General features: G+C 55.7%; 21 protein-coding genes, 1 pseudogene and 1 CRISPR repeat array. Of the genes and pseudogenes, 1 reads left to right on the forward strand and 21 read right to left on the reverse strand.

The window, feature by feature from the left end; genetic code table 11:
• Positions 1-140 precede the first annotated feature (140 nt).
• From ispG to EYQ49_00420, 12 genes are all read right to left on the reverse strand, one after another.
• Positions 141-1,370 (reverse strand): flavodoxin-dependent (E)-4-hydroxy-3-methylbut-2-enyl-diphosphate synthase, encoded by a 1,230-nt coding sequence (gene ispG, locus EYQ49_00365; GenBank protein HIG24331.1) that lies wholly within the window; start codon positions 1,368-1,370, stop codon positions 141-143.
• A 66-nt stretch (positions 1,371-1,436) separates the two neighbouring features.
• Complete coding sequence (locus EYQ49_00370) at positions 1,437-2,852, reverse strand: RIP metalloprotease (GenBank protein ID HIG24332.1); 1,416 nt, start codon at positions 2,850-2,852, stop codon at positions 1,437-1,439.
• Positions 2,849-4,006, reverse strand: coding sequence for a 1-deoxy-D-xylulose-5-phosphate reductoisomerase (locus EYQ49_00375; protein HIG24333.1), 1,158 nt, complete (start codon positions 4,004-4,006; stop codon positions 2,849-2,851). Before EYQ49_00375 ends, EYQ49_00370 begins: the two co-directional genes overlap by 4 nt.
• Positions 4,007-4,047: 41 nt before the next feature.
• Positions 4,048-5,319: a hypothetical protein gene (locus EYQ49_00380; protein HIG24334.1), complete on the reverse strand. Its 1,272-nt coding sequence runs from the start codon at positions 5,317-5,319 to the stop codon at positions 4,048-4,050.
• Positions 5,320-5,346: 27 nt separating this feature from the next.
• Complete coding sequence (locus EYQ49_00385; GenBank protein HIG24335.1) at positions 5,347-5,916, reverse strand: ribosome recycling factor; 570 nt, start codon at positions 5,914-5,916, stop codon at positions 5,347-5,349.
• Between the two features lie 12 nt (positions 5,917-5,928).
• Positions 5,929-6,660 (reverse strand): UMP kinase, encoded by a 732-nt coding sequence (locus EYQ49_00390; protein ID HIG24336.1) that lies wholly within the window; start codon positions 6,658-6,660, stop codon positions 5,929-5,931.
• A 2-nt stretch (positions 6,661-6,662) separates the two neighbouring features.
• Positions 6,663-7,454 (reverse strand): translation elongation factor Ts, encoded by a 792-nt coding sequence (gene tsf, locus EYQ49_00395; GenBank protein HIG24337.1) that lies wholly within the window; start codon positions 7,452-7,454, stop codon positions 6,663-6,665.
• Between the two features lie 2 nt (positions 7,455-7,456).
• The gene (gene rpsB, locus EYQ49_00400; GenBank protein HIG24338.1) at positions 7,457-8,491 is read right to left on the reverse strand and encodes a 30S ribosomal protein S2; all 1,035 of its coding nucleotides are present in this window, start codon (positions 8,489-8,491) and stop codon (positions 7,457-7,459) included.
• Between the two features lie 150 nt (positions 8,492-8,641).
• Positions 8,642-10,336, reverse strand: coding sequence for a hypothetical protein (locus tag EYQ49_00405; GenBank protein HIG24339.1), 1,695 nt, complete (start codon positions 10,334-10,336; stop codon positions 8,642-8,644).
• Positions 10,337-10,381: 45 nt separating this feature from the next.
• Entirely contained in the window at positions 10,382-11,524 is a 1,143-nt protein-coding gene (gene dprA / locus EYQ49_00410; GenBank protein ID HIG24340.1) for a DNA-protecting protein DprA, read from the reverse strand.
• A complete protein-coding gene (locus EYQ49_00415; protein ID HIG24341.1) occupies positions 11,511-13,031 on the reverse strand; it encodes an ATP-binding protein in 1,521 nt (506 codons plus the stop codon). The genes dprA and EYQ49_00415 overlap by 14 nt, the downstream gene beginning before the upstream one ends.
• A 126-nt stretch (positions 13,032-13,157) precedes the next feature.
• Entirely contained in the window at positions 13,158-13,550 is a 393-nt protein-coding gene (locus EYQ49_00420; GenBank protein HIG24342.1) for a c-type cytochrome, read from the reverse strand.
• 89 nt (positions 13,551-13,639) lie between these two features.
• On the opposite strand from EYQ49_00420, the gene EYQ49_00425 reads away from it, so the two are divergent.
• Complete coding sequence (locus EYQ49_00425) at positions 13,640-13,840, forward strand: hypothetical protein (GenBank protein ID HIG24343.1); 201 nt, start codon at positions 13,640-13,642, stop codon at positions 13,838-13,840.
• Here the strand turns inward: EYQ49_00425 and EYQ49_00430 are convergent.
• The 9 genes and pseudogenes from EYQ49_00430 to EYQ49_00470 form a co-directional block, all read right to left on the reverse strand.
• On the reverse strand, positions 13,837-14,223 hold the full coding sequence (locus tag EYQ49_00430) for a YraN family protein (protein ID HIG24344.1): 387 nt from the start codon (positions 14,221-14,223) through the stop codon (positions 13,837-13,839). The two genes, EYQ49_00425 and EYQ49_00430, sit on opposite strands and share 4 nt — an antisense overlap.
• Before the next feature lie 59 nt (positions 14,224-14,282).
• Positions 14,283-14,630, reverse strand: coding sequence for a 50S ribosomal protein L19 (locus EYQ49_00435; protein ID HIG24345.1), 348 nt, complete (start codon positions 14,628-14,630; stop codon positions 14,283-14,285).
• Positions 14,631-14,701: 71 nt separating this feature from the next.
• Positions 14,702-15,445, reverse strand: coding sequence for a tRNA (guanosine(37)-N1)-methyltransferase TrmD (gene trmD / locus EYQ49_00440; GenBank protein ID HIG24346.1), 744 nt, complete (start codon positions 15,443-15,445; stop codon positions 14,702-14,704).
• The gene (rimM, locus tag EYQ49_00445; GenBank protein ID HIG24347.1) at positions 15,442-15,960 is read right to left on the reverse strand and encodes a 16S rRNA processing protein RimM; all 519 of its coding nucleotides are present in this window, start codon (positions 15,958-15,960) and stop codon (positions 15,442-15,444) included. Before rimM ends, trmD begins: the two co-directional genes overlap by 4 nt.
• Before the next feature lie 7 nt (positions 15,961-15,967).
• The gene (locus EYQ49_00450; protein ID HIG24348.1) at positions 15,968-16,216 is read right to left on the reverse strand and encodes a KH domain-containing protein; all 249 of its coding nucleotides are present in this window, start codon (positions 16,214-16,216) and stop codon (positions 15,968-15,970) included.
• Positions 16,217-16,240: 24 nt separating this feature from the next.
• A CRISPR array of direct repeats spans positions 16,241-16,521; the repeat unit is 29 nt; unit sequence TCAGCAACTTCCTCAGCAACTTCCTCAGC.
• A 99-nt stretch (positions 16,522-16,620) separates the two neighbouring features.
• Positions 16,621-16,839 (reverse strand): annotated as a pseudogene (rpsP, locus tag EYQ49_00455) (30S ribosomal protein S16).
• 140 nt (positions 16,840-16,979) lie between these two features.
• Entirely contained in the window at positions 16,980-18,440 is a 1,461-nt protein-coding gene (locus EYQ49_00460) for a signal recognition particle protein (GenBank protein ID HIG24349.1), read from the reverse strand.
• Between the two features lie 22 nt (positions 18,441-18,462).
• Positions 18,463-19,353: a signal recognition particle-docking protein FtsY gene (gene ftsY, locus EYQ49_00465; protein HIG24350.1), complete on the reverse strand. Its 891-nt coding sequence runs from the start codon at positions 19,351-19,353 to the stop codon at positions 18,463-18,465.
• 48 nt (positions 19,354-19,401) lie between these two features.
• Entirely contained in the window at positions 19,402-20,622 is a 1,221-nt protein-coding gene (locus EYQ49_00470; protein ID HIG24351.1) for a trypsin-like serine protease, read from the reverse strand.
• Positions 20,623-20,657 lie beyond the last annotated feature (35 nt).

Here is a 20,657-nt window from a genome sequence, read left to right on the forward strand (position 1 = left end):
AGAAAGGCGTGGGCCAAGCCCACGCCTCGTCAGAAACTGCACGATGTACGCAACAGAAGAGCATACCGGACTTCCCGCCCGTCCACAGAAAAACATCCCCTCCGTCTCGAGGACCGCCCCCATGACAGGGCCAGAAACGATTAGGGCTCGGTGTGGCGGCGGATCATTTCAATACGGGTACCAGAATCATTAGCGTCCACCCCTTGGGAAGCCAACAAACGGTCACGATCTCGGGCTGCTTCCCTCTCCGCTCGATCTATATCCACTCGAGCGAGTGCCGCATCGGCACCGTGTTCCATAATGAAATCTGCCCACTCCACCAAAGTCGAAACCATTTCATCTTCGGGAACCACCGCCGCATTACGGCCCTTGATAAACAAATGGCCCCGATGATTACCCGCCGCTATACCCAAATCGGCATCACGCGCCTCGCCGGGGCCATTGACCACGCACCCCATGATGGCTATTTGCAACGGAATCTCTCGATCAGCGAAAGCAGCTAACGCCTCTTCGGCCACCGCCACCACATCAATTTCAGCCCGTCCACAACTCGGACAAGCAATCAAGTCAACGTTTTTACGTTCCCGTAAACCCATGGACTCCAACAGTTGGCGGCCCGCTTTGGCCTCTTCAATAGGGTCAGCGGTAAGGGAATAACGAATGGTGTCGCCAATACCTTCCGCCAACAACGTGGCAATACCCGCCGTGGATTTCAACAAACCACCCGGCAAAGGACCCGCTTCCGTAACCCCCAAATGCAGCGGATGTTCGGTGAGTTCAGCCAGTTGCCGATAAGCATCAATCATCAACGGCACACTCGAAGCCTTCACCGAAATCTTTATCTGATCAAAACCCACTTCAGAAAAATAGCCAATCTCTTGCAGCGCCGACTCCACCATGGCCTCCGGGGTCACCACGTCGCCATACTTGGCGTACAAATCAGGATGCAGCGACCCCCCATTTACCCCGATGCGAATCGGAACACCACGGTCTTTGGCTTCTCGAGCCACCACCTTGATGTGCTCAGGTTTACGAATATTTCCGGGGTTTAAGCGCAAGCAATCCACACCAGCTTCCAAAGCGGCTAACGCCATGCGGTACTGGTGGTGGATGTCGGCCACGATGGGCACCGGCGACCGGGGAACAATCCGCGCCAACCCCTCGGCTGCCTCCGGTTCGTTACATGTACAGCGAACAATGTCTGCTCCCGCCATAGCGAGGTCATAAATTTGCTGCAAAGTAGCTTCATGGTCAGCAGTTTTTGTCACGGTCATGGATTGCACGCTTATCGGCGCGCCACCGCCCACCGGGACGTCGCCCACCATGACCTGATGAGTAGGACGACGGGGAAAAGTGGATTGAACCTCCATGGCGCTGAGGCTACCTGCTATCTGGCTTGCCCCAAGGCAAGAGACTTACTTCTCGTCAGCAACAGTTCAACCAAAATCTGGAAGATCAACAATGTCGCGAAAAAGCGCTAGGGCAGACAACGACAACAGAAACATCAACACCACCCAAGTAAGCGGCACCAACTTTGAGGCATCAGCGCGGTAATTGCGACCACCAAAAGAACGCAACCGCTCATAAATAGCAATCGCTATATGTCCACCGTCGAACGGCAACAAGGGCACCAAGTTAAACACCGCAATAAACACGTTAATGAGCACCATGAACCAGATGAACTGGTAAATACCCGACTCGAAAGCCGCACTCCCCAACCGGGCCGCCCCATAAATAGAAAGCAATCGATTCTCATCTTCAGAAGTTAACGCCACCCCGTCCGCGGCCTCACCCCCGTCGCTGCTAACCGTGCCTCGAACAAAATCCGCAATTCCCCCCGGAGTGAAAAACTTCACCAAAGCTTTAGCAGAAGCAGCCACCAACTCCGCTACCTCAGAAACTGCTTGACCAGTAGCCGAAACAATGTTTTCGGTAACCAACGGTCGCTGCGGAGAAACTCCAAAAAAACCACTTACCGCCATAGTTTCGGTGGGCAACTTATTGATCGCCACCATAAGTACCACTGTGTCTTGGCCATAACGCAGCGCCTCAACTCGTACCGGTCCCTGCCCTTCCAACGATGCCGGAAGATCTGACCAATATCGCACCGAGGTGTGATTGACAGAAACCAGTTGATCTCCTTCTTGCAAACCAGGAAATGCGGCGGCCCCAATGACCGTCAAACGTTCATTCAACCGGGCGGTCCGCACAAACGAAGTACCTTCATGGCTGATTTCAAACGGAACGAGATGACCCGTTGAGGCACGCACCACTTCGCCAAACTTTTCAAAATCTTCTACCGCTACCCCAGCCACTTTTTCTACTTGGTCCCCGCTTACTACCCCAAGGCTTTGGGCCGTCGAACCCTCAACGACCGCCCCAACCTCCCACGATGAACTATCGGGGCGACCAATGGTGGTGAACAAAATCGTCAACAAAGTAATGGCCAACAAAAATTGCATCCCCGAACCAGCGAAAGCCACCGCTACTCGGTGAGGAAAAGGCTGGGCCCGAAAAGAACGGTGCTCGTCTACCGGCGCTACCTCTTCCATGCTGGACATGCCGGTGATGCGCACATAAGCACCGGCAGGAATGGCCTTCACCCCGTACTCGGTTTCCCCGCGGTGCATTGACCAAATACGCGGGCCAAAACCAATGAAATACTCCGTGACCTGCATACCCGACCAGCGAGCGACCAAAAGATGGCCCAGTTCATGCAACGCCAACATGGCCACAAAAGCGCCAATCACCACCAAAAGAGAAACGCCGCCCGCCCAACCTAAAAACACCACGGTCAACAATGCGGTGACTCGGCGTGAAGACCCGGCAGGCTCAAGTTTTTCTTCGGTCATGCTTCCCGCTTAATCAAAGCCTGAGTGGCCGCTCGAGATTGTTCATCAGCCAAAAGGACTGCCTCTACCCCATCGGCTAAATCCCCCGGCCAGGCCTCAAGCATCTTTTTCAAAGTCTCGCCGATCCCCACCCAAGAAAGTGCCCCATCAAGAAAAGCTTGGACAGCAACTTCGTTGGCGGCGTTAAGCCAAGCCGGCGCTGTTTCGCCCAAACGCCCTGCCGTAAAAGCCAAATCTAGACAAGGGAAAGCCTCACGATCTGGCGCTTCGAAATCAAGGCGAGAAAGATCCGTCCAATCAATGGCCCCAAAAGGCACGTCCAAACGGTCCGGGTAAGCCAAGGCGTAACCCATGCAAAGCCGCATATCAGGAAGCGACAACTGAGCCATCGTCGCCCCATCAGAAAAAGTAACCATGGAATGCACAATGGACTGCGGGTGCACCACCACGTCAATTTGGTCGTAGCCCACCCCAAACAGTTCACGGGCTTCAATCACCTCAAGCCCTTTGTTCATCAAGGTCGAAGAATCCACAGTAATTTTTGGGCCCATTGACCACGTGGGGTGATCCAATGCCTCTTCAACAGTAATAGTCGCCAACTCTGCGGCGCTTCGTCCCCGAAAAGGGCCGCCCGATGCGGTCAAAACAATGCTGGCCACTCGCTCATGATTGTCGTTAGCTCGCAAACATTGATGAATAGCGCAATGCTCGCTATCTACCGGAAGTATCTCCGCCCCCGGAGTAGCCCGAGCCCGCTGCACTACTGGTCCGGCGGAAATAAGCGACTCTTTATTAGCCAAACCCAAACGACGGCCGGCCAACAACGTCGCCAAAGTGACCGACAAACCAGCGAAACCCACCACCCCGTTAATGGCCACCTCAGCAATAACCGCAGCCTCGGCTAAAGCCTGTGGACCAGCCAAAACCTCAGTGCCGGCCGGTACCCGCTCCGCCAACTCTTGGGCCCGGTTTTGGTCGGCTAAAGCCACCACTTTCGGGCGAAAGCGCTCTGCTTGTTCAACCAACAAATCAATGGACGAAGCCGCCCCTAAAGCAACCACCTCGTAGTCCCCGGGGCAAGCAGCAACCACCTCAAGGGTTTGTGTGCCGATAGAACCCGTAGACCCTAAAACAGCGACAGAGGTTGCAGACATAGCAAGACCGTACCGCCTCAAAAAGCCGAGGCGGTTTCGGGTCAGCCCCCGAACAAGTTAAGCAAACGAGCGGTGTAGTAAGTGGCCGGCAAAACAAAGAGCAGCGCATCAAAACGGTCCAACAAACCGCCATGGCCCGGCAAGAGGCTTCCCATGTCTTTAAGACCGAGATCTCGTTTAATCATGGACTCGCAAAGGTCGCCCAGCGGAGCCGCCAAGGCAGCCACCACCCCAAGAACAAACACAGAACCCATGTCGCCGGGGGTATCACCGAAAGGCGTTATCTGCCCAGTGATCACCACCGTCACCCCAAAGGATGCGGCCATACCACCCAGCAGACCTTCCATAGTTTTGTTCGGGCTCACCGCAGCCAAAGGCGTACGGCCTGCTACACGGCCCACCAACAAACCACCGGTGTCATAAGCCACCGCCGCTAATACGGCAGCAAGAAGCATGCCGATGCCGTTGACATCGTTCAACATGAGCCCAATAAACGAACCCAACAAACCGATATAAAGCACACCGAAAAGAGTGACCGACACGTTCAGCATCGGAGCATCTCGATCAACCCCGGTGAGGTACCAAAGGAAAGTAAACAAAACGGTGAGCATAAGCACCACCGGTATGGCGGCTTCGAAGCGCCAGTATGCACCAAGGTTTAAGGCCGCAACCGCCACAATGCCCAACAGCGAAGCTGGTTGGTAACCCGAACGACGCACCGCCATGAAAAACTCGGCGGCGGCCAAGGTCAAAATAACCGTGGACAAGGCCACGGTAGCTCCCGTACCCAATTTGAAAGCCACCAAAACAAGCGCAGCCAAACCCAAACCAGTCACAATGGCCATGGGCATATCCCGCTCATCACCTGAAGATTTTTCTGGACGTTTACGGCGCTTGGCTCCGCCACCTCCACCACGGCGCTTCGGCGCGGACTCGGCCACCGGTGCCGGGGTGCCCATGGGGGGCAATGCTTCTTCATCCGGAGGAAGCAACGGTGGGTTGAAATCTCCACTAACCGCCGCCGCTGCTTCGGTAGCCTCTTCACCAAAGAAAAGGGTGGCTGGTTCGCCAGCCTCGCCCACCGGTTGTTGAGATTCGTGTTCGGCCGGCACGTCATCGGCCCAACGTGGAGCTTCTTCCACCAAGTCGGCCCATTTGTCTTGTTCCGGAGGGGCGGACGGGGTATCGGTCCAATGCGGCAATTCTTCTTCTGCCGATCCTTCACCGAACACCGAGCGCCCAGGGGCCACCTTGTCCTCGGTGGGCTCTAAGCCCAAAATACGTATTTCTTCAAAATTTTGTTGGTCGTTCATTGGTTCTCCCCGGTCGCTACAAAAGGTTCACACCTCAAGTAAGTCACTTTCCTTTGCTGATCGTGCTTGGTCAATTTCGGCTTCGTATCGGTGAATAAGATCATCGAGTTCTTGCGATGCATGCTTAATGTCGTCCTCCGACACCCCGCCATCGTCGGAAATATCGTCAAGGTCTTTGCGGGCGTTTCGCCGCTGACCCCGGAGGCGAGTCTTTCCGTCTTCGGCCATGCTGTTTACCATTCGTACCAGATCCCGGCGCCGTTCTTCGGTCAACTCGGGAAAAGTTAGACGAACTGCATGGCCATCGTTGCTGGGGGTGAGCCCCAATTCGGCTTTCATGATGGCTTTTTCTACCGCTACCACGTTGGCCGGATCATGTGGGGTAATCAGCAACTGGCGAGCTTCCGGCACGGCGAAGCTGGCCAGTTCCAACATTTTCATTTCTACGCCGTAAGCCTCAACAGTAAGACGCTCAACCAACGTAGAAGAAGCACGGCCGGTGCGGATGGTCGAAAACTCGCGACGACTATGCGTCACCGCCTCAGTCATGCGCTCTTCGGTCTCTTCGAGAACCATCTGAATCATTTCGTTACTCAATGTCACCCCTTGTTAGGTGACCAGCGTACCGACCGACTCACCGGCAAGGATGGATCTCACGTTGCCGGGGACCATAAGGTCAAACATTACGATGGGCATTTGGTTATCCATACACAAAGTAATGGCCGTGGTGTCCATAGCTTTTAACCCTTGTTGGACAACTTCAAGGTGCGTAATTTCGTCTATTTTAGAGGCCGTCGGGTCGAGGCGCGGGTCGGCGGTGTAAATGCCATCAGTGCCGGAATGCGAGCCCTTAAGCACCACTTGTGCTTCCATCTCCACCGCTCGTAAAGCGGCTGCGGTATCTGTGGTGAAAAAGGGGTTTCCGGTTCCTCCCGCAAAAATGACCACACGGCCTTTTTCTAGGTGGCGGATAGCTCGGCGCCGAATATACGGCTCAGCAATTTGCGACATATGAATAGCCGTCTGCACCCGAGTGGGTTGGCCGAGCTGCTCCAAGGTGTCCTGGAGCGCCAAAGCATTAATGACCGTGGCTAGCATGCCCATGTAGTCGGCTTGAGCACGGTCCATGCCCGCACCAGCACCAGACATGCCTCGCCAAATGTTTCCGCCGCCCACTACCACCGCAAGGTCAACAGCAAAGTCTCGACGGACGTCCGCTATTTCTTGAGCGATCTTGGTGACGACCTCACCGTTGATGCCATAACCATCTTCACCAGCAAATGCTTCGCCAGAGACTTTTAAAAGAACTCTGTCCCAGCGAGAGGTAAGACGGTCAGACAAGATCAGCCTCCGAGGTAAGCCTGGTTAAATTGAACAATTTCGCCATCACCCAAAGAGTCTCGCACAGTTACCTTGTCCCCGTGGAGTCCTTGGTCAAGAAGTACTGATTCACGGAACCAACCGGTCATCCGGCCTTCCACGATCTTGTCCCAAGCTTGTTCAGGTTTTCCTTCGGCTTTGGTGATTTCCAAAAGAGCGGCTCGTTCTTTTTCAATTGCTTCTTCAGAAATTTCATCGCGGGTTAGGGCCGCTGGCTTAGCAAATGCAATGTGTAGGGCAATCTGGTGAAGATTTTCTTGACCTACCCCGGAGCCTTCAACAATGACCCCGTTTACCCCACGACCATCTTGGACGTGTAGGTAGGTGTCGATCAAGTTGCCTTCGCCGGCTTCTACTAATTCAATCGTTCCTATTTCAATATTTTCTTTTACCGACAGGCGCAGGTCGTCAAGGGCAGCCTCTCGGGCGTCCATAGCCGATGGCCCTTCAGCCAAGACTGCGGCTACCAACTCATCAACGAAAGCCACGAAGCCATCTGATTTTGCAGAGAAATCGGTTTCACACTTAAGGTGAACCAAAGCAGCTCGGTTGCCTTCTACCGCAAGAGCCACCGCACCTTCGATGTTTGATCGGTCGGTTCGTTTAGCTGCTTTAGCTAAACCTTTTTCACGCAATAACTGTGCTGCTGCTTCGGCATCCCCACCGGTTTCTACCAGTGCGCCTTTGGCATCCATCATTCCGGCACCGGTGGCGTCACGCAGCGCTTTTACTTCTTTTGCAGTTATGTCGGCCACGACTAGGCCTCCTCAGCTACTTCTTCAACTGGAGCTTCCTCAGCGGCCGGAGCCTCCTCAGCTACTTCTTCAACTGGAGCTTCCTCAGCGGCCGGAGCCTCCTCAGCTACTTCTTCAGCCGGAGCTTCCTCAGCGGCCGGAGCCTCCTCAGCTACTTCTTCAGCCGGAGCTTCCTCAGCGGCCGGAGCCTCCTCAGCTACTTCTTCAGCCGGAGCTTCTTCAGCGGCGGTAGCCACTCGAGCCTCACGCTCAGCGGCGTCGACGGCTGCTTCAGCGCGAGCCACCGCCTGTTCGGCTTCTTTGTCTTCAGCATCTAACGAAGGGCCATCATCTTTGCTCTGTTGACGAGCGTTGGCGATGTAACGGCCTTCTTCAATGGCGTCCGAGATCACTCGGCACAACAAGCGGCTGGCCCGGATGGCGTCATCGTTGCCGGGAATAGGGAAATCAATAACGTCAGGATCGCAGTCGGTATCCAATACTGCAATAACTGGGATGCCCAATTTGTTTGCTTCGGTAACCGCAATGTGTTCTTTCACGGTGTCCAAAACGAAGATGGCGTCGGGGAGCCGTTCCATGTTGCTAATGCCGCCCAAGTTGCGTTCAAGTTTTTCCAACTCGCGAGAAAGCATCAACGCTTCTTTTTTGATCATGGATTCGAATTCGCCGGAGCTGCGCATGCGCTGGTACTCCTGCATTTTTGCCACCCGCTTAGAGATGGTTTGGAAGTTGGTCAACATGCCACCCAACCAACGTTGGTTAACGTACGGCATGCCGCATTTTTCGGCGTAGGACCGAATGGGGTCTTGTGCTTGACGCTTGGTGCCTACAAAAAGAACCCGGCCGCCGTTAGCTACCAGGTCGCGGGTAAACCCGTAGGCCTTTTCGATGCACTCCAAACTCTGTTGGAGGTCAATGATGTAAATCCCTGAACGGTCGCCGTGAATGAACCGTTGCATTTTCGGGTTCCAACGACTGGTTTGATGACCGAAGTGAACGCCGGCCTCCAACAACTGTTTCATGCTTACGACTGCCATGTCGTGTTTCCTTCCCCAACGGTTCTACTCGCCTCGAGCCGGCGCCGTTAAGCGACCGTGGGTGGTCCGAGGTGTTTTTAGTTTGTTCGAAACGAGTGTTCCGAACCGACTGACGAGTGTACCGGCTCCAAGAGGCAACGGTGGCGGGTTTCATTGCGCTGCCTCTAAGATTCCGCCGCCAGTTATTACGTTATGTACCCGGTCAAAAACAAAAGGCAGCACCGTTTCAAACACCCTTCGGGCAGCAACTTTGCAGGCTGCAGGTTGCCCAGCTAAAAAAAGTGAGATCTCCCGAGTGGCTGCTGGCGCTTCAGTAATTGCTTCGTGCGGCCTTAAACTGTCCACCAAAATAATGGCCGACCGCCCACCTTCTAAAACACTTTGGGCCGGCGGAACCATCAAATCTGTTGTCGCAGCCACGGAAAGCGCAGGGACTTCCGAGGGTATTTTTTGTGAATTTCCTCGGGCTAACCCCCACAGCACCGGCTCACCCAGTGCAGGAAGACCAAGAACCTCCCCCACCACATCGGTCTCAGGCAACAAAGAAAAAGCATCCCCAATCTGCGCCAAAGTGGACCCCCGGTGAGGAGTAGCCAAAGTAACCAACCGCACGTTGGGAAGCGACCCTTGCTCTTGCAACCGGTTGAGGGCTGCTATGGCAACCAAGCCGCCCAGAGAATGGCCGTAAATTTCTATGGTGGCATCGGGCCGCAAGAGCGACACGTTAAAAATAAGCCCAGCCAACATTTCTCCGCTGCGCTGAACCGCTTGATTTGGGGCAGAGTTGTCGTGGGTAGTCACCAACAAAGGGTCGTCCCACGTCACCGCACCATCTAGTTCCGCTGCCGGGGCCCGGCCTCCGGCATAGGAAAAACGCACAATATCTGACGAGGCCAAACCAAGCGCTTCGGTATTCAACAACGATGGCGGGCCGCCAAATGATGTTTGGTTTAGGCCCGGGACCACGATGGCCACCCGCTCGCCGCTAGGCACGCCAACTTGAACGTCAGCGGGGGTGCAGTCAGCGGGGCCTTTGACCGCCACAAACAAATCGGCCCCAAAGTTTGTCCACGCAATAGCCGTTGATACAGGCTGTTTAATCATCCATTCACCCAGCGAGGCGGTCATCGCCGCCGTACTTACCACCGCCTCAACCGTTCCCCCTGCTTGGTCCCCGACCCAGCCGGCGGCAGTTCCAGCGGCGTCCGCCACCCGGCCAAAAAATGACCGCTCAGTACGGCGGCGCGCTTCTCGAGCCGCCGCATCAACTGACGAATCTACGTGGGGGGTAAGTTGCGCTCGCAACGCTGGTTGGCGACCCACCACAAGCGATGGGTCAAGGTAGCGGCCTTGGGTGTCCCTTACCCCAAAATGCAAACGCTCCGCTGCTTGGCCAAGGGTCGTTCCGGTGCGCACCGCCTGGCCTTCTGTGATCCGTAGGGAAGCAAGAAACGAATAACTGGTACGCAAGCCATCAGGGTGCAAAACGGTGACGTGCAGGCTGCCCCCCACCTGGCCGGCAAAAATAACCTCTCCATCGGCGGCGGCGTGGACTTCTTCGCCGGAAATCGTGGCGTACTCCAGCCCCCGATTTCCGGGTAGCCACGGTCGTTCCGGCAACCGAAACCCATCGACCACCGGCCCCGAAACCGGTGGTGCGTATGTTCCTTCTTCAGGAAAAACAAACACCGGGGTCACGGTGGTCGTGGTAGTAGATACTGGCGGAGTGGAAGCCCCCGGGGGCCAAAGAAGCCCATCCATGGCCGATGCTGGAGAAACCAAGCCGGCCAAAAGCGCCCAGGTTAAAAATATCGTTGATGAAGCAAACAGAACAAAACGCTGCATAGCGCCTCCCGGTTTTTAAAAGTAAAAGGGGAAGGAAAAGTGTTTTCATGTGGTGTTGGACATCCGTTCGTAGAAACCCCGCTGGGTGGTCACCCAACCGGACCGGACCAGAGCGCTTAACGCCGCAGAAAGATCCACCGGCGAAAGCCCACAACGATCAGCCAAAGTATTCAGCGAGACTGGTTCCCACCCCATGGCCTCAAGTACTTGTTGGTGTTGCGGGGGCAACAGAGCCCTGACCGGGGACGGCGCTGGTTCATTGACAAAGAGGTCTGCACCCTCAAGTTGTTCCAACAAGTCGCTCACTTGGCAAAGAGGAATCGCACCGTCAGCCAAAAGTCGGTTTGTGCCACTTGAAGCAGGGCTGCGAATCGGGCCGGGGACAGCAAACACCGGCCGCTGCCGTTCGATAGCCGCATCAACGGTGTAAAGCGAACCACCTTTTTCGTGCGACTCAACCACCACTACGGCATCGGCCAGGCCAGCGATAATCCGGTTGCGAGCCGGAAAGCGCCACGGAGCGGGGGTAGTGCCTAATGGGCATTCTGAAACCAAGAGGCCACGCTCGGCAATTTGACGCCAGAGAGCACCATTAGTTTTTGGGTAAATCACGTCAAGCCCTGTAGCCACCACCGCCACCGGGGGTTGGCCCTCACCTTTGACGGCCATTGCGCCGGCGTGGGCCGCAGCATCAATACCTAACGCCAACCCAGAAACCACGCTAACTCCGGCGGTTGTCAGGGTCCTGCCCAACTCATAGGCAACTTCGCTGCCGTAGCGAGTGCATCGGCGGGTGCCCACTATGGCCACTCGAGGGGCAGGGGCCAAAGCCTGAAAGTCGCCCTGAGCAAAGAGCACCAACGGCGGGTCGGGGTCGTCACGCAAGCAACTGGGATACTCCGAATGCTCTCGGCCCATCACCTGAACCCCTTGCTTAACCAGTTGTGACCACAATTCAGAAACAGAAAGTTGACCAGCCGCCTTAGCCCATGCCGCAGTGAGAGTGAGCAAGCGCCCCCCGACCACTGCTTCTACCTCGGGCAATGGCTTTCCTTGTAGGCAGGCCCGCCAGGCTTGTTCTGGTTGCCGGTCGGAGAGCAGCGCTCGCAAACGCGCCGGCCCCATATCGGGCAGGCTGCTTAAGGCGTTGAGCCAAGCTTCGGCGGGGAGCGGGCTATCCGACGGCATGGCCCACCGGATGAAACGGGTCGATGCGCAGGCTTAACGCAGTATCAATAAGGTCAGCGGTCAATGGGCCGTGGTGTCCGCTGAGGTCGCCGATGGTTAAGGCAACCTTGCGAACCCGGTGAAGACCTCGGGCACTTAAGGTGCCGGCGTAAAGCGCCGCTTTAAGCAACTGAGTTGCTTCTTCGGTTAGAGATGCCGCTTGTTCAACCATGGCCGGAGACAACTCGGCGTTAGCCACCACCCCACGTTCTTCGGCTCGGCGGCGAGCCGAGGTCACCCGTTCGGCTACTTGTTCAGAGCTTTCGCCGGGGTCACCACTCAAGAGATCCAACGGGTTGGGTCGTTGTACGTCTACGCGCAGATCAAAACGGTCAAGCAAAGGGCCAGAAACACGACGGGCATAGCGCGCCCGAGTGGATTCCGGACAACGGCACCCACCTGGTGCCCCCGAGCCACCACAGGGGCAGGGGTTCATGGCGGCCACCAACAACACCTGGGCCGGAAACTCTGCGCTGCCAAAGGCTCTACTCACTCGAACCGTGCCGTCTTCTAGCGGTTGGCGAAGGGTGTCGAGCACGCTGGGCGCAAACTCCCCCAACTCGTCAAGAAACAACACCCCACCGTGCGCCAAGCTGACCTCTCCGGGGCGCATAACCATGCTGCCGCCGCCGACCAAAGCGGCCGCCGATGCCCCGTGGTGGGGAGCCCGCCAAGGAGGCCGGCGCAATAAACCGCTACTGGGAAGAGGCTCTCCGGCCGCCGAACGAATACGTGACGAAGCAAGAGCTACTGCTTGGGTGAGGTCGGGCAACAAGCCCGGCAAGCGACGAGCCAACATGCTTTTGCCCGCTCCGGGTGGGCCGATCAACAAGAGGTGGTGGGCCCCCGCAGCGGCTACCTCAAGAGCAAATCGGGCCATTCGTTGCCCTCGCACTTCTGCAAGGTCAGGGTCGTCTTCTAAACTTTCTTCTTCGGGGATTGACGCCACTGCTGGCCACGGCTCATCGCCTCGAAGAGCACGAACCAAACTTCGTAAATCGGGGACGCAATATAAAGTTTCGGGGCCCACCACCGTGGCTTCCGCTTGGTTCCCTAAGGCCACCACTACGCCCGGTTCCTCAATAGCGTCTACCAGAGGCAGCGCCCCGGCTACTGGGCGGAGCGAACCGTCGAGACCCAGTTCGCCTAAAAAAGCTAAGCCTGCGACAAGTTCTGGTTCGATCTCGCCGCAGGCCACGAGCAAACCCACGGCCATGGCGAGGTCAAGCACCGCCCCGGCTTTAGGCACCCCGGTAGGAGCCAGGTTGATAGTTATGCGTTGGTTGGGCCACGCCAAGCCACTGGATTCCAGTGCGGCACGTACTCGGTCTCGTGCTTCACGACAAGAAGTGTCGGGCAAACCCACCACGTTAAAAGCAGGGAGCCCGTTAGCGACGTGAACCTCAACGGTTACGGGGTGGCCACGTACCCCTAAAAGAGTGGCTGAAGAAATAGCGGCAAGCACGATGCTCCCAAATGTTTTTTAACCAAAAAATGATTAAAGCTGTGGGAGGAGCCATTTGCCGCCGACTCCGAACGCACCTCCGACACTAGACCCCAAGTGAGACAGTCCCACCCAATTCACCGTTTTCTCTTAAAGAACCTCACGGATGTAACGCACCACCGCTTCAATTTCTTCTGCAGAAAAACGGCCGCCAAACGAAGGCATACCGTCTCGGCCGTCGCTCACTACCTGCATTTGGTCAGCAATTTCGGGGTAGCGGTTTTCGCTTTCCTTAAGTGCTGGGCCGCGACCACCACCGCCGTCCGCCCCATGACAAGTCACGCAAGCATTCCCCCAGATTTGCCGGCCTTTTTCTAAGAACGAGTCGGCTCCTTCGGGCACTACAGGCGTTTTAAGAGAACAAGCACTTGCCGACAAAACCAAACCAAGAAAAAGTGCGGCCAGTTTTTTCAGAGTACGGGTGGATCTCATCAAGAACTGACGATACTGGCACTTATGGGATTCAACCCGAACCGTCCACATCGATCTCGACCCAGCGACTTACTTTTTGTAACGGCCTCGGTGGCCGCTGCTTTAGTTTTGTTGATCTGGGTCTTTTTTGGGTAGCCGATATGGAAAACCCAGAAATTCTTGGCGAGTTAGAGGTTCGCTTTATTCAGCCTTACCAAGCCACCAAGGAATACCTTTGCCCCGGATGTCATCGTGAAATCCCGCCTGGGTTAGGCCACCTGGTGGTGGTCCCGGTAAAAGCCACCGACCTTCGACGCCACTGGCACCGTGGGTGTTGGGAACGCAGACGCCCGGGACGCTAGAACGCTCCTTCAATCCTTTCGAGGTGCCCGGGAAAAATAGCTACCACGTCAAAGCGCATGTTCCCCTTTGCCCAGCGGCGTCCTGGTCCTTGCCGCCACACCATTGCTGCATGACGCAACCGGCGTTGTCGTTGTGCCCCTACCGCTTCCGCTGGATGACCAAAGCGAAGCGAGCGGCGAGTTTTGACCTCGCAAAAAACTACCAGACTGCCTTTGACGAGAATAAGGTCGATTTCCCCTTCGGGGCAGCGCCAGTTTCGCCCTAAGGTACGGAACCCTTCGCTTCGGTAGAAACGTTCGGCCCGATTTTCACCCCATTTGCCTAAGGCAAGGTGGGGCGCCGTGGATTCAACTTTTCTTTTTACAGATTTTTGGTCGGCCATAGGCCTGACCTTAAAGAGTGGGTGTGACAGTCCGGTAAAAGAGGACGGTCACCGCAGCACTACCAGTCGCGCTTTTCCTTAACCTTGGCCCGTTTACCAATGCGGTCACGCAAGTAGTAAAGCTTGGCTCGGCGAACATCGCCGTGAGCCAGCACTTCGATTTTTTCCAAAACTGGAGAATGCACAGGGAAGGTGCGCTCTACACCCACGCTGAAGCTGAGCTTGCGGACGGTGAAGGTTTCGCGAATACCGCTGCCTTGGCGACGGATGACCACGCCTTCAAACATCTGAATACGTTGGCGGTTACCTTCGGTTACCCGGACGTGGACTTTGACGGTGTCCCCAGGGGAAAAGACGGGGATGTCGTCACGGAGGTTTTGTTGATCAACCAGATCGGTGGGCTGCATGTTCGTTCCTTGAAAAGAAGAAAAGGCCGCTCTTCGGCCGACTCAGAAGTGTAGAGGAAGCGAGGGCATTTTCACCCCTCTTGATCTTCTTGAGAGGAAAACTCCTCAAGAAGTTTTTTTTCTTCATCGTTGAGGCCGCCGCGATCGGCTATGAGATCCGGACGAAGTTTCAGAGTCCGCCCCAAGGCCTGAGCCTTACGCCAGCGGGCCACTCGGCCGTGATCCCCCGAACGCAGCACCTCGGGCACCATCAGGCCTCGAAAATCGGCAGGTCGCGTGTAGTGCGGATATTCCAATAATCCGGTACTAAATGATTCGTCTTGCGAAGACTCAACGTTTCCTAAAACGCCCGGTCGCAGTCGAGCCACCGCTTCAATCACGGCTAAGGCGGCCAGTTCCCCGCCCGCAAGCACGTAGTCGCCGAGAGAGATCTCGTCATCGCAGAGTTCGGTACGGATACGTTCGTCTACTCCTTCGTAGCGGCCACAAAGTAACGAAAAGCCGTCGAGGGCGGCCAACTCTTCGGCCACCGATTGGTTAAAGGTGCGTCCCCCTGGCCCTAACAGGATCAACGGACGAGGTGGGTCGGCTTGTTCAACGGCCGCAAAGACTGGTTCGGGCATCATGACCATGCCTGCACCGCCCCCGAAAGGACTGTCGTCTACGGTGCGATGTGGGTCTTTCGCCTCTGCTCTCAAGTCCCGAGAAGTTACGTTAAGTAACTCTGCTTCGGTGGCTCTACCCAAAATACTTTGGCCAACGTATTGGTCAATCATTTGAGGAAAGAGGGTAAAAACTTCAACCTGGAGAATCATTGGTCTTCTTCTACGTCTTCTAACAAGCCGTCAGGGATGGTTACCTCAATGCGAGCGTTGGGGTCGACCCGGCCCGCAAAAACTACCGGGATTAACCCTCCGTTAGCGAGTTCTAAAAGGTCGCTCGCTGGGTTGGCTAACACCCCAACCACCGGGCCGTGATTTTTTCCGTGTTGGTCTACGACTTCTGCGCCGATGATTTCATGGATCCACAAGGTGTCGTCATCGGGGTCATCAATGGGTGGGGCAGAAAGAACTTTGCTGTGCAACGCATCAGCGTCTTCGCGGCTTGCTACGTCTACAAAGCGAACCAGGTAGCGGTGCTGGTGGGGGCGACTGGCCGCCACCGTCAGTTGCCTTTGGGGGGTAAAAAGAACGGATCCTGGGTTGAGGCGTTCAGGACGGTCAGAAACTAGGGTGACCACCACCTCGCCGGTTAGACCGTGAGGCCGGTCGATGCGCCCGACTTCTAAAAAGTTTGACCTCTCAGGTTTCCCTGATGCCAGGTCAGCCATGGTTTTTTCAGTCGACGAAGTCGACGTCGATCTCAGTCTCGTCGTGGATGGCGGCTGCTCGAACAATGGTGCGAATAGCGTTGGCTACTCGGCCACGTTTGCCGATCACTCGACCCATGTCGCCATCGGCCACGGTTACCGAGAAGGTACACCGTTCTTCGCCGCTGGTTTCGATCTGAACATCATCGGGGCTTTCAACAATTGCTTTAATGAGGTATTCCAAAACGCCTTCTGCGGTTTGCGCTTCAGCACTCATTATTTCTCTTCCTCGGCGGCTTCTTCAGCAACTTCCTCAGCTACCTCTTCAGCAACTTCCTCAGCTACCTCTTCAGCAACTTCCTCAGCAACTTCCTCAGCTACCTCTTCAGCAACTTCCTCAGCAACTTCCTCAGCTACCTCTTCAGCTACCTCTTCAGCTACCTCTTCAGCAACTTCCTCAGCAACTTCCTCAGCTACCTCTTCAGCAACTTCCTCAGCTACCTCTTCAGCAACTTCCTCAGCAACTTCCTCAGCAACTTCCTCAGCTACCTCTTCAGCAACTTCCTCAGCAACTTCCTCAGCTACCTCTTCAGCAACTTCCTCGACAACTGGCTTTGCTTTGGCTACCGGAGCAACAAATGCTTCGCCAGAAAAATCTTCCCAAGCACCAGAGATCTCCAAAAGTTTCTTTACTCGATCCGAAGGCTGGGCACCATGGCGCAACCAGTGCACCGCCTTGTCATTATCAATTTTGATAATCGATGGATCGTTAAGCGGATCATAAAAACCCACCACTTCAAGGAAACGGCCGTTACGCGCTTTGCGCGAGTCGGCAGCTACCACTCGGTAGGTCGGTTGCTTCTTTTTTCCCATCCGCATTAGGCGGAGTTTTACGGCCACGACGGGCTCACTCTCTTATCGTCAGGTCCGGCTCAAAGGCACGGTTCGGTTTTATGTAGGGGCCAGATAATGGGCACCCATTCGGAGAAACAGTCTGCCTGATGAAAAGACGTTTCCCGCCCTTTATCCGACATATCTCTCTATCCGAATGGGTTTCCTCCACCAAGGTCAAATCCTTCAAAACCCGCCGAGGGGTCATTTTCGCCCAAACCAGGGAGCGACAAACCCTTTTTTGGCAAAGGAGCCGGGCCCCGTTGGGTGGTACGCCCGCCACCTTTTCGTCCCTTTTTTCCTCGTTTTTTCTTTCCCCGAGAGCCGCCGCCCATTTGCTTCATCATCTTTTTCATCTCGCGAAACTGTTTAACCAATTGGGTTACCTCGGCTACCTGCGTGCCGCTTCCTTGGGCAATCCGCATCCGTCGCGAGCCATCAATCATCTCGGGTTGCGCCCGTTCGGCCTCCGTCATGGAATGAATGATCCCCTCCAAGCGGTCGATGCGCCCCTCATCAACCTCGGTATCGACTCCCTTCATCTGTTGAGCCATCCCAGGAACCATGCCCATCAAATTACTAATCGGGCCCATCTTACGTAGTTGTCGGATCTGTTCTAAAAAGTCATCCAAAGTAAACGTGCCGTCAAGCATGCGGGCGGCGGCAGCTTCCGCTTCTTCTTTTTCGAAAGTTTCCTCAGCCTTTTCGATAAGCGTTTCGACATCGCCCATGCCAAGAATACGGCTAGCTAAACGGTCCGGGTGAAACGCTTCGAAGTCTTCAAGGTTTTCGCCCGTGGAAGCAAAAGCGATCGGTTTCCCCACCACTTGGCGAATGGAAAGCGCCGCCCCGCCTCGAGCGTCACCGTCCAGTTTGGTCAAGATGACCGCATCAAGAGCCAAACGCTCGTGAAAGATCTCGGCTACCCCGACGGCATCTTGGCCGGTCATAGCGTCCACCACCAAGAAGGTGTAGTCCGGATTGATAGCGGCCGAGATGTTCGCCACCTCATCCATAAGGTCGTCGTCTATCGAGAGACGCCCTGCGGTGTCGCAAATAAGCACGTCGCGCCCTAAACGCTGTGCCTCTGCCAGACCCGCCGCCGCCACCGCTACCGGGTCGCTGGACTCGCTAAACACCGGAACCGAGAGTCGGTCGCCAAGCGTCCTTAGTTGCTCAACCGCCGCCGGGCGAGCCAAGTCGGCGCCCACCAACAACGGGTTCCGGCCCTGTGATTTAAACCATCGAGCCAACTTGGCGGCCGTCGTAGTTTTACCCGAGCCTTGCAAACCAGCCAACAGAACAACCGTGGGGGGCTTTGAGGCGTAGGCCAGACGCATGGTTTCACCGCCCAGAACGACGGTGAGCTCCTCGAGCACAATCTTTACGACCTGTTGGCCGGGGTTCAAAATACCGCTGAGCTCTTCGCCCAAAGCGCGCTCGCGAATACGATCTTGAAGGGTACGGATAACCCCTAAGTTGACGTCAGCTTCCAGAAGGGCGCTACGGATTTCCGCCAAGATCTCATCGATCTCTTCAGGGCCCAGACGGCCCTTACCACGGATCTTTTTGAGGATTCCCTCAAAACGGTTGCTAAGACTTTCAAACATCGTTGATGAGTGTGCCGCAGAATCAGCCGAATAAGGCGTCTACGAAGGCAGTTGGCTCAAAAATCATTAAATCTTCAATACTTTCGCCTACCCCTACCAGTTTGACCGGAATACCCAACTCGCTTTGGATAGCCAAAACAATGCCGCCCCGCGCTGAACCATCCAGTTTGGTCAGCACCACACCCGTGACCTCAGCAGCTTCGGTGAACTGCTTGGCCTGCATCAAACCATTTTGGCCGGTGGTGGCATCAAGCACCAATAAGGTCTCGGTCACCGTACCGGCCCCTTTTTCGGCCACCCGGCGTACTTTACGCAACTCATCCATCAAGTTGCTTTTGGTGTGCACCCGGCCTGCGGTGTCGGCCAAAACCAAGCCGCTTCCTCGGGCCGCTGCGTGTTCAACCGCATCAAAAATTACTGAACTGGGGTCAGACCCTTCAGCCCCAGAAATAATCGTCACCTCAGAACGGTTTCCCCATTGGGTCAGTTGCTCAACGGCGGCCGCTCGAAAAGTATCACCAGCGGCCAGCACCACCGAACGCCCCGCAGTTATTTCTCGATGCGTCAACTTGCCGATGGTGGTGGTTTTTCCCACCCCGTTGACACCCACGAACAGCCATACGCTAGGGGCCCCGCTTCGGTTCAGTTCCAAGTCAGCATCCTGGAAAAAGCGCACCATTTCTTCACGTAACAGGTCCAGCACTTCCTCCGGGTCAACCACCGAATTCTCTTCGGCTTGGCGACGTACCTGTTCGAGCAAACTACTCGTCGTAGGTAACCCAACATCGGCTCCCAAAAGAGCTTCTTCGAGATCGTCCCAAACTGCTTGATCCACCTGAGGGCGAGAACGAAAACCCCCTAACCGGTCAGAAAAAGAAGCCCGGGGTTTTCCCAGTTTGTTGCGCAAACTCATAGAGCGGCAATCCTACCGTTGGCCCGGCAATCCACTAGGTTCAATTGCTCAATCTAAGAAACTGTCAAGGTCGCCAAGTTCTACAACCGCTACCCCGGCTACCCCTTCGCGTTGGTAGCCCAATTCAATGACCATCCCCGGCAACCTGAGTTGAATATCGGCCCGTAAAGTGCCCATTCCGCCCATCGGTACACCTTCGGACGAGACGATCAAATCGCCCACCTGTAGCCCGGCGAGGGCCGCCGGGGACCCTTCGGTTATTTCAACGATGACGGCCCCTGAGCGGCCATCTAATGGCGATTCACCTCGAATGCCTAGCCATGCGGTACCTACCGGTTCGCCGTTGAGCAAGCGTTCGGCCACCAACAACACCGTGTCGATGGGGAGGGCAAACCCAATCCCCGCGTTTGCTTCAGCGACCCCATCGGTTCGAATTGACGTGTTCATGCCAATAACCCGACCCGAACGGTCCGCTAAAGGGCCCCCAGAGTTCCCTGGGTTAATGGGTGCGTCGGTTTGGATAGTGGCCACCCCGGCGCACTCTGCGCTATTTCCGCCGCCCACCTCGCACCCGTACGAAGGGATAACCCGACCCAATGCGCTAATAATTCCCGAAGTCACCGACTGTGAAAGGCCAAACGGGCTTCCCACGGCAACGGCAAGTTGACCCACTTGTAGCTCGTCGCTGGGCCCAAACACCGCAGGCACCAGGCCGTCAACGGCTTCGGTTAAGCGAATTACTGAAACGTCGCGGCGAATATCTACCCCAACTATTTCTGCTTCTATCCGTTGACCGTTGGACAGGGTTACCAACGCAAGTTCTGCGTCGCCAATCACGTGACCATTGGTGACGATGTGGCCCTCTTGATCCATGATTATGCCCGAGCCTTGCCCCACCAAAGGGATTTCAATAAGCACCACTGAAGGAGACACGGCTTGAGCCACCGCCACTACCGGCTCATCACCAGGGTCCAACACCAGTGCCTCGCCCATAACAATAGAGATTGACGAAGTTTCGTCAGTATTTTTTTCATTATCTAGCAGGCCAGGAAGAAGCCAACCGGCTACTCCGCCCAGCCCCAATAAAATCAGCACAGCCACCAAGACGAAAAAAAATCTCCGTCTACCAGATGCCGGAGAGGACTCGACAGGAACGTGCACCAGCTCGGCCAACGAAGCCTCTACCGCCGGGTCTAAAACCTCCCCAACAAAAAGAGGCTCCTCAATATCAGGAACCTCTAAGTCAGGTTGTTCATTGTTCTCGTCCACCGGTTTAACCTACGCCGCGCACAGTAAAACAGTTG

This window comes from Acidimicrobiia bacterium, assembly GCA_012959995.1.
Taxonomy (GTDB): domain Bacteria; phylum Actinomycetota; class Acidimicrobiia; order Acidimicrobiales; family MedAcidi-G1; genus MedAcidi-G2B.

Excerpts from the sequence above, each read along its gene's own strand:
- rpsB (HIG24338.1), bottom strand. The coding sequence starts at position 8,491 with ATGGCAGTCGTAAGCATGAAACAGTTGTTGGAGGCCGGCGTTCACTTC.
- ispG (HIG24331.1), bottom strand. The coding sequence starts at position 1,370 with ATGGAGGTTCAATCCACTTTTCCCCGTCGTCCTACTCATCAGGTCATG.
- EYQ49_00370 (HIG24332.1), bottom strand. The coding sequence starts at position 2,852 with ATGACCGAAGAAAAACTTGAGCCTGCCGGGTCTTCACGCCGAGTCACC.
- ftsY (HIG24350.1), bottom strand. The coding sequence starts at position 19,353 with ATGAGTTTGCGCAACAAACTGGGAAAACCCCGGGCTTCTTTTTCTGAC.
- trmD (HIG24346.1), bottom strand. The coding sequence starts at position 15,445 with ATGATTCTCCAGGTTGAAGTTTTTACCCTCTTTCCTCAAATGATTGAC.
- EYQ49_00460 (HIG24349.1), bottom strand. The coding sequence starts at position 18,440 with ATGTTTGAAAGTCTTAGCAACCGTTTTGAGGGAATCCTCAAAAAGATC.
- EYQ49_00375 (HIG24333.1), bottom strand. The coding sequence starts at position 4,006 with ATGTCTGCAACCTCTGTCGCTGTTTTAGGGTCTACGGGTTCTATCGGC.
- EYQ49_00435 (HIG24345.1), bottom strand. The coding sequence starts at position 14,630 with ATGCAGCCCACCGATCTGGTTGATCAACAAAACCTCCGTGACGACATC.
- EYQ49_00425 (HIG24343.1), top strand. The coding sequence starts at position 13,640 with ATGGAAAACCCAGAAATTCTTGGCGAGTTAGAGGTTCGCTTTATTCAG.
- rimM (HIG24347.1), bottom strand. The coding sequence starts at position 15,960 with ATGGCTGACCTGGCATCAGGGAAACCTGAGAGGTCAAACTTTTTAGAA.
- EYQ49_00380 (HIG24334.1), bottom strand. The coding sequence starts at position 5,319 with ATGAACGACCAACAAAATTTTGAAGAAATACGTATTTTGGGCTTAGAG.
- EYQ49_00405 (HIG24339.1), bottom strand. The coding sequence starts at position 10,336 with ATGCAGCGTTTTGTTCTGTTTGCTTCATCAACGATATTTTTAACCTGG.
- EYQ49_00430 (HIG24344.1), bottom strand. The coding sequence starts at position 14,223 with ATGGCCGACCAAAAATCTGTAAAAAGAAAAGTTGAATCCACGGCGCCC.
- EYQ49_00450 (HIG24348.1), bottom strand. The coding sequence starts at position 16,216 with ATGAGTGCTGAAGCGCAAACCGCAGAAGGCGTTTTGGAATACCTCATT.
- EYQ49_00420 (HIG24342.1), bottom strand. The coding sequence starts at position 13,550 with ATGTGGACGGTTCGGGTTGAATCCCATAAGTGCCAGTATCGTCAGTTC.
- dprA (HIG24340.1), bottom strand. The coding sequence starts at position 11,524 with ATGCCGTCGGATAGCCCGCTCCCCGCCGAAGCTTGGCTCAACGCCTTA.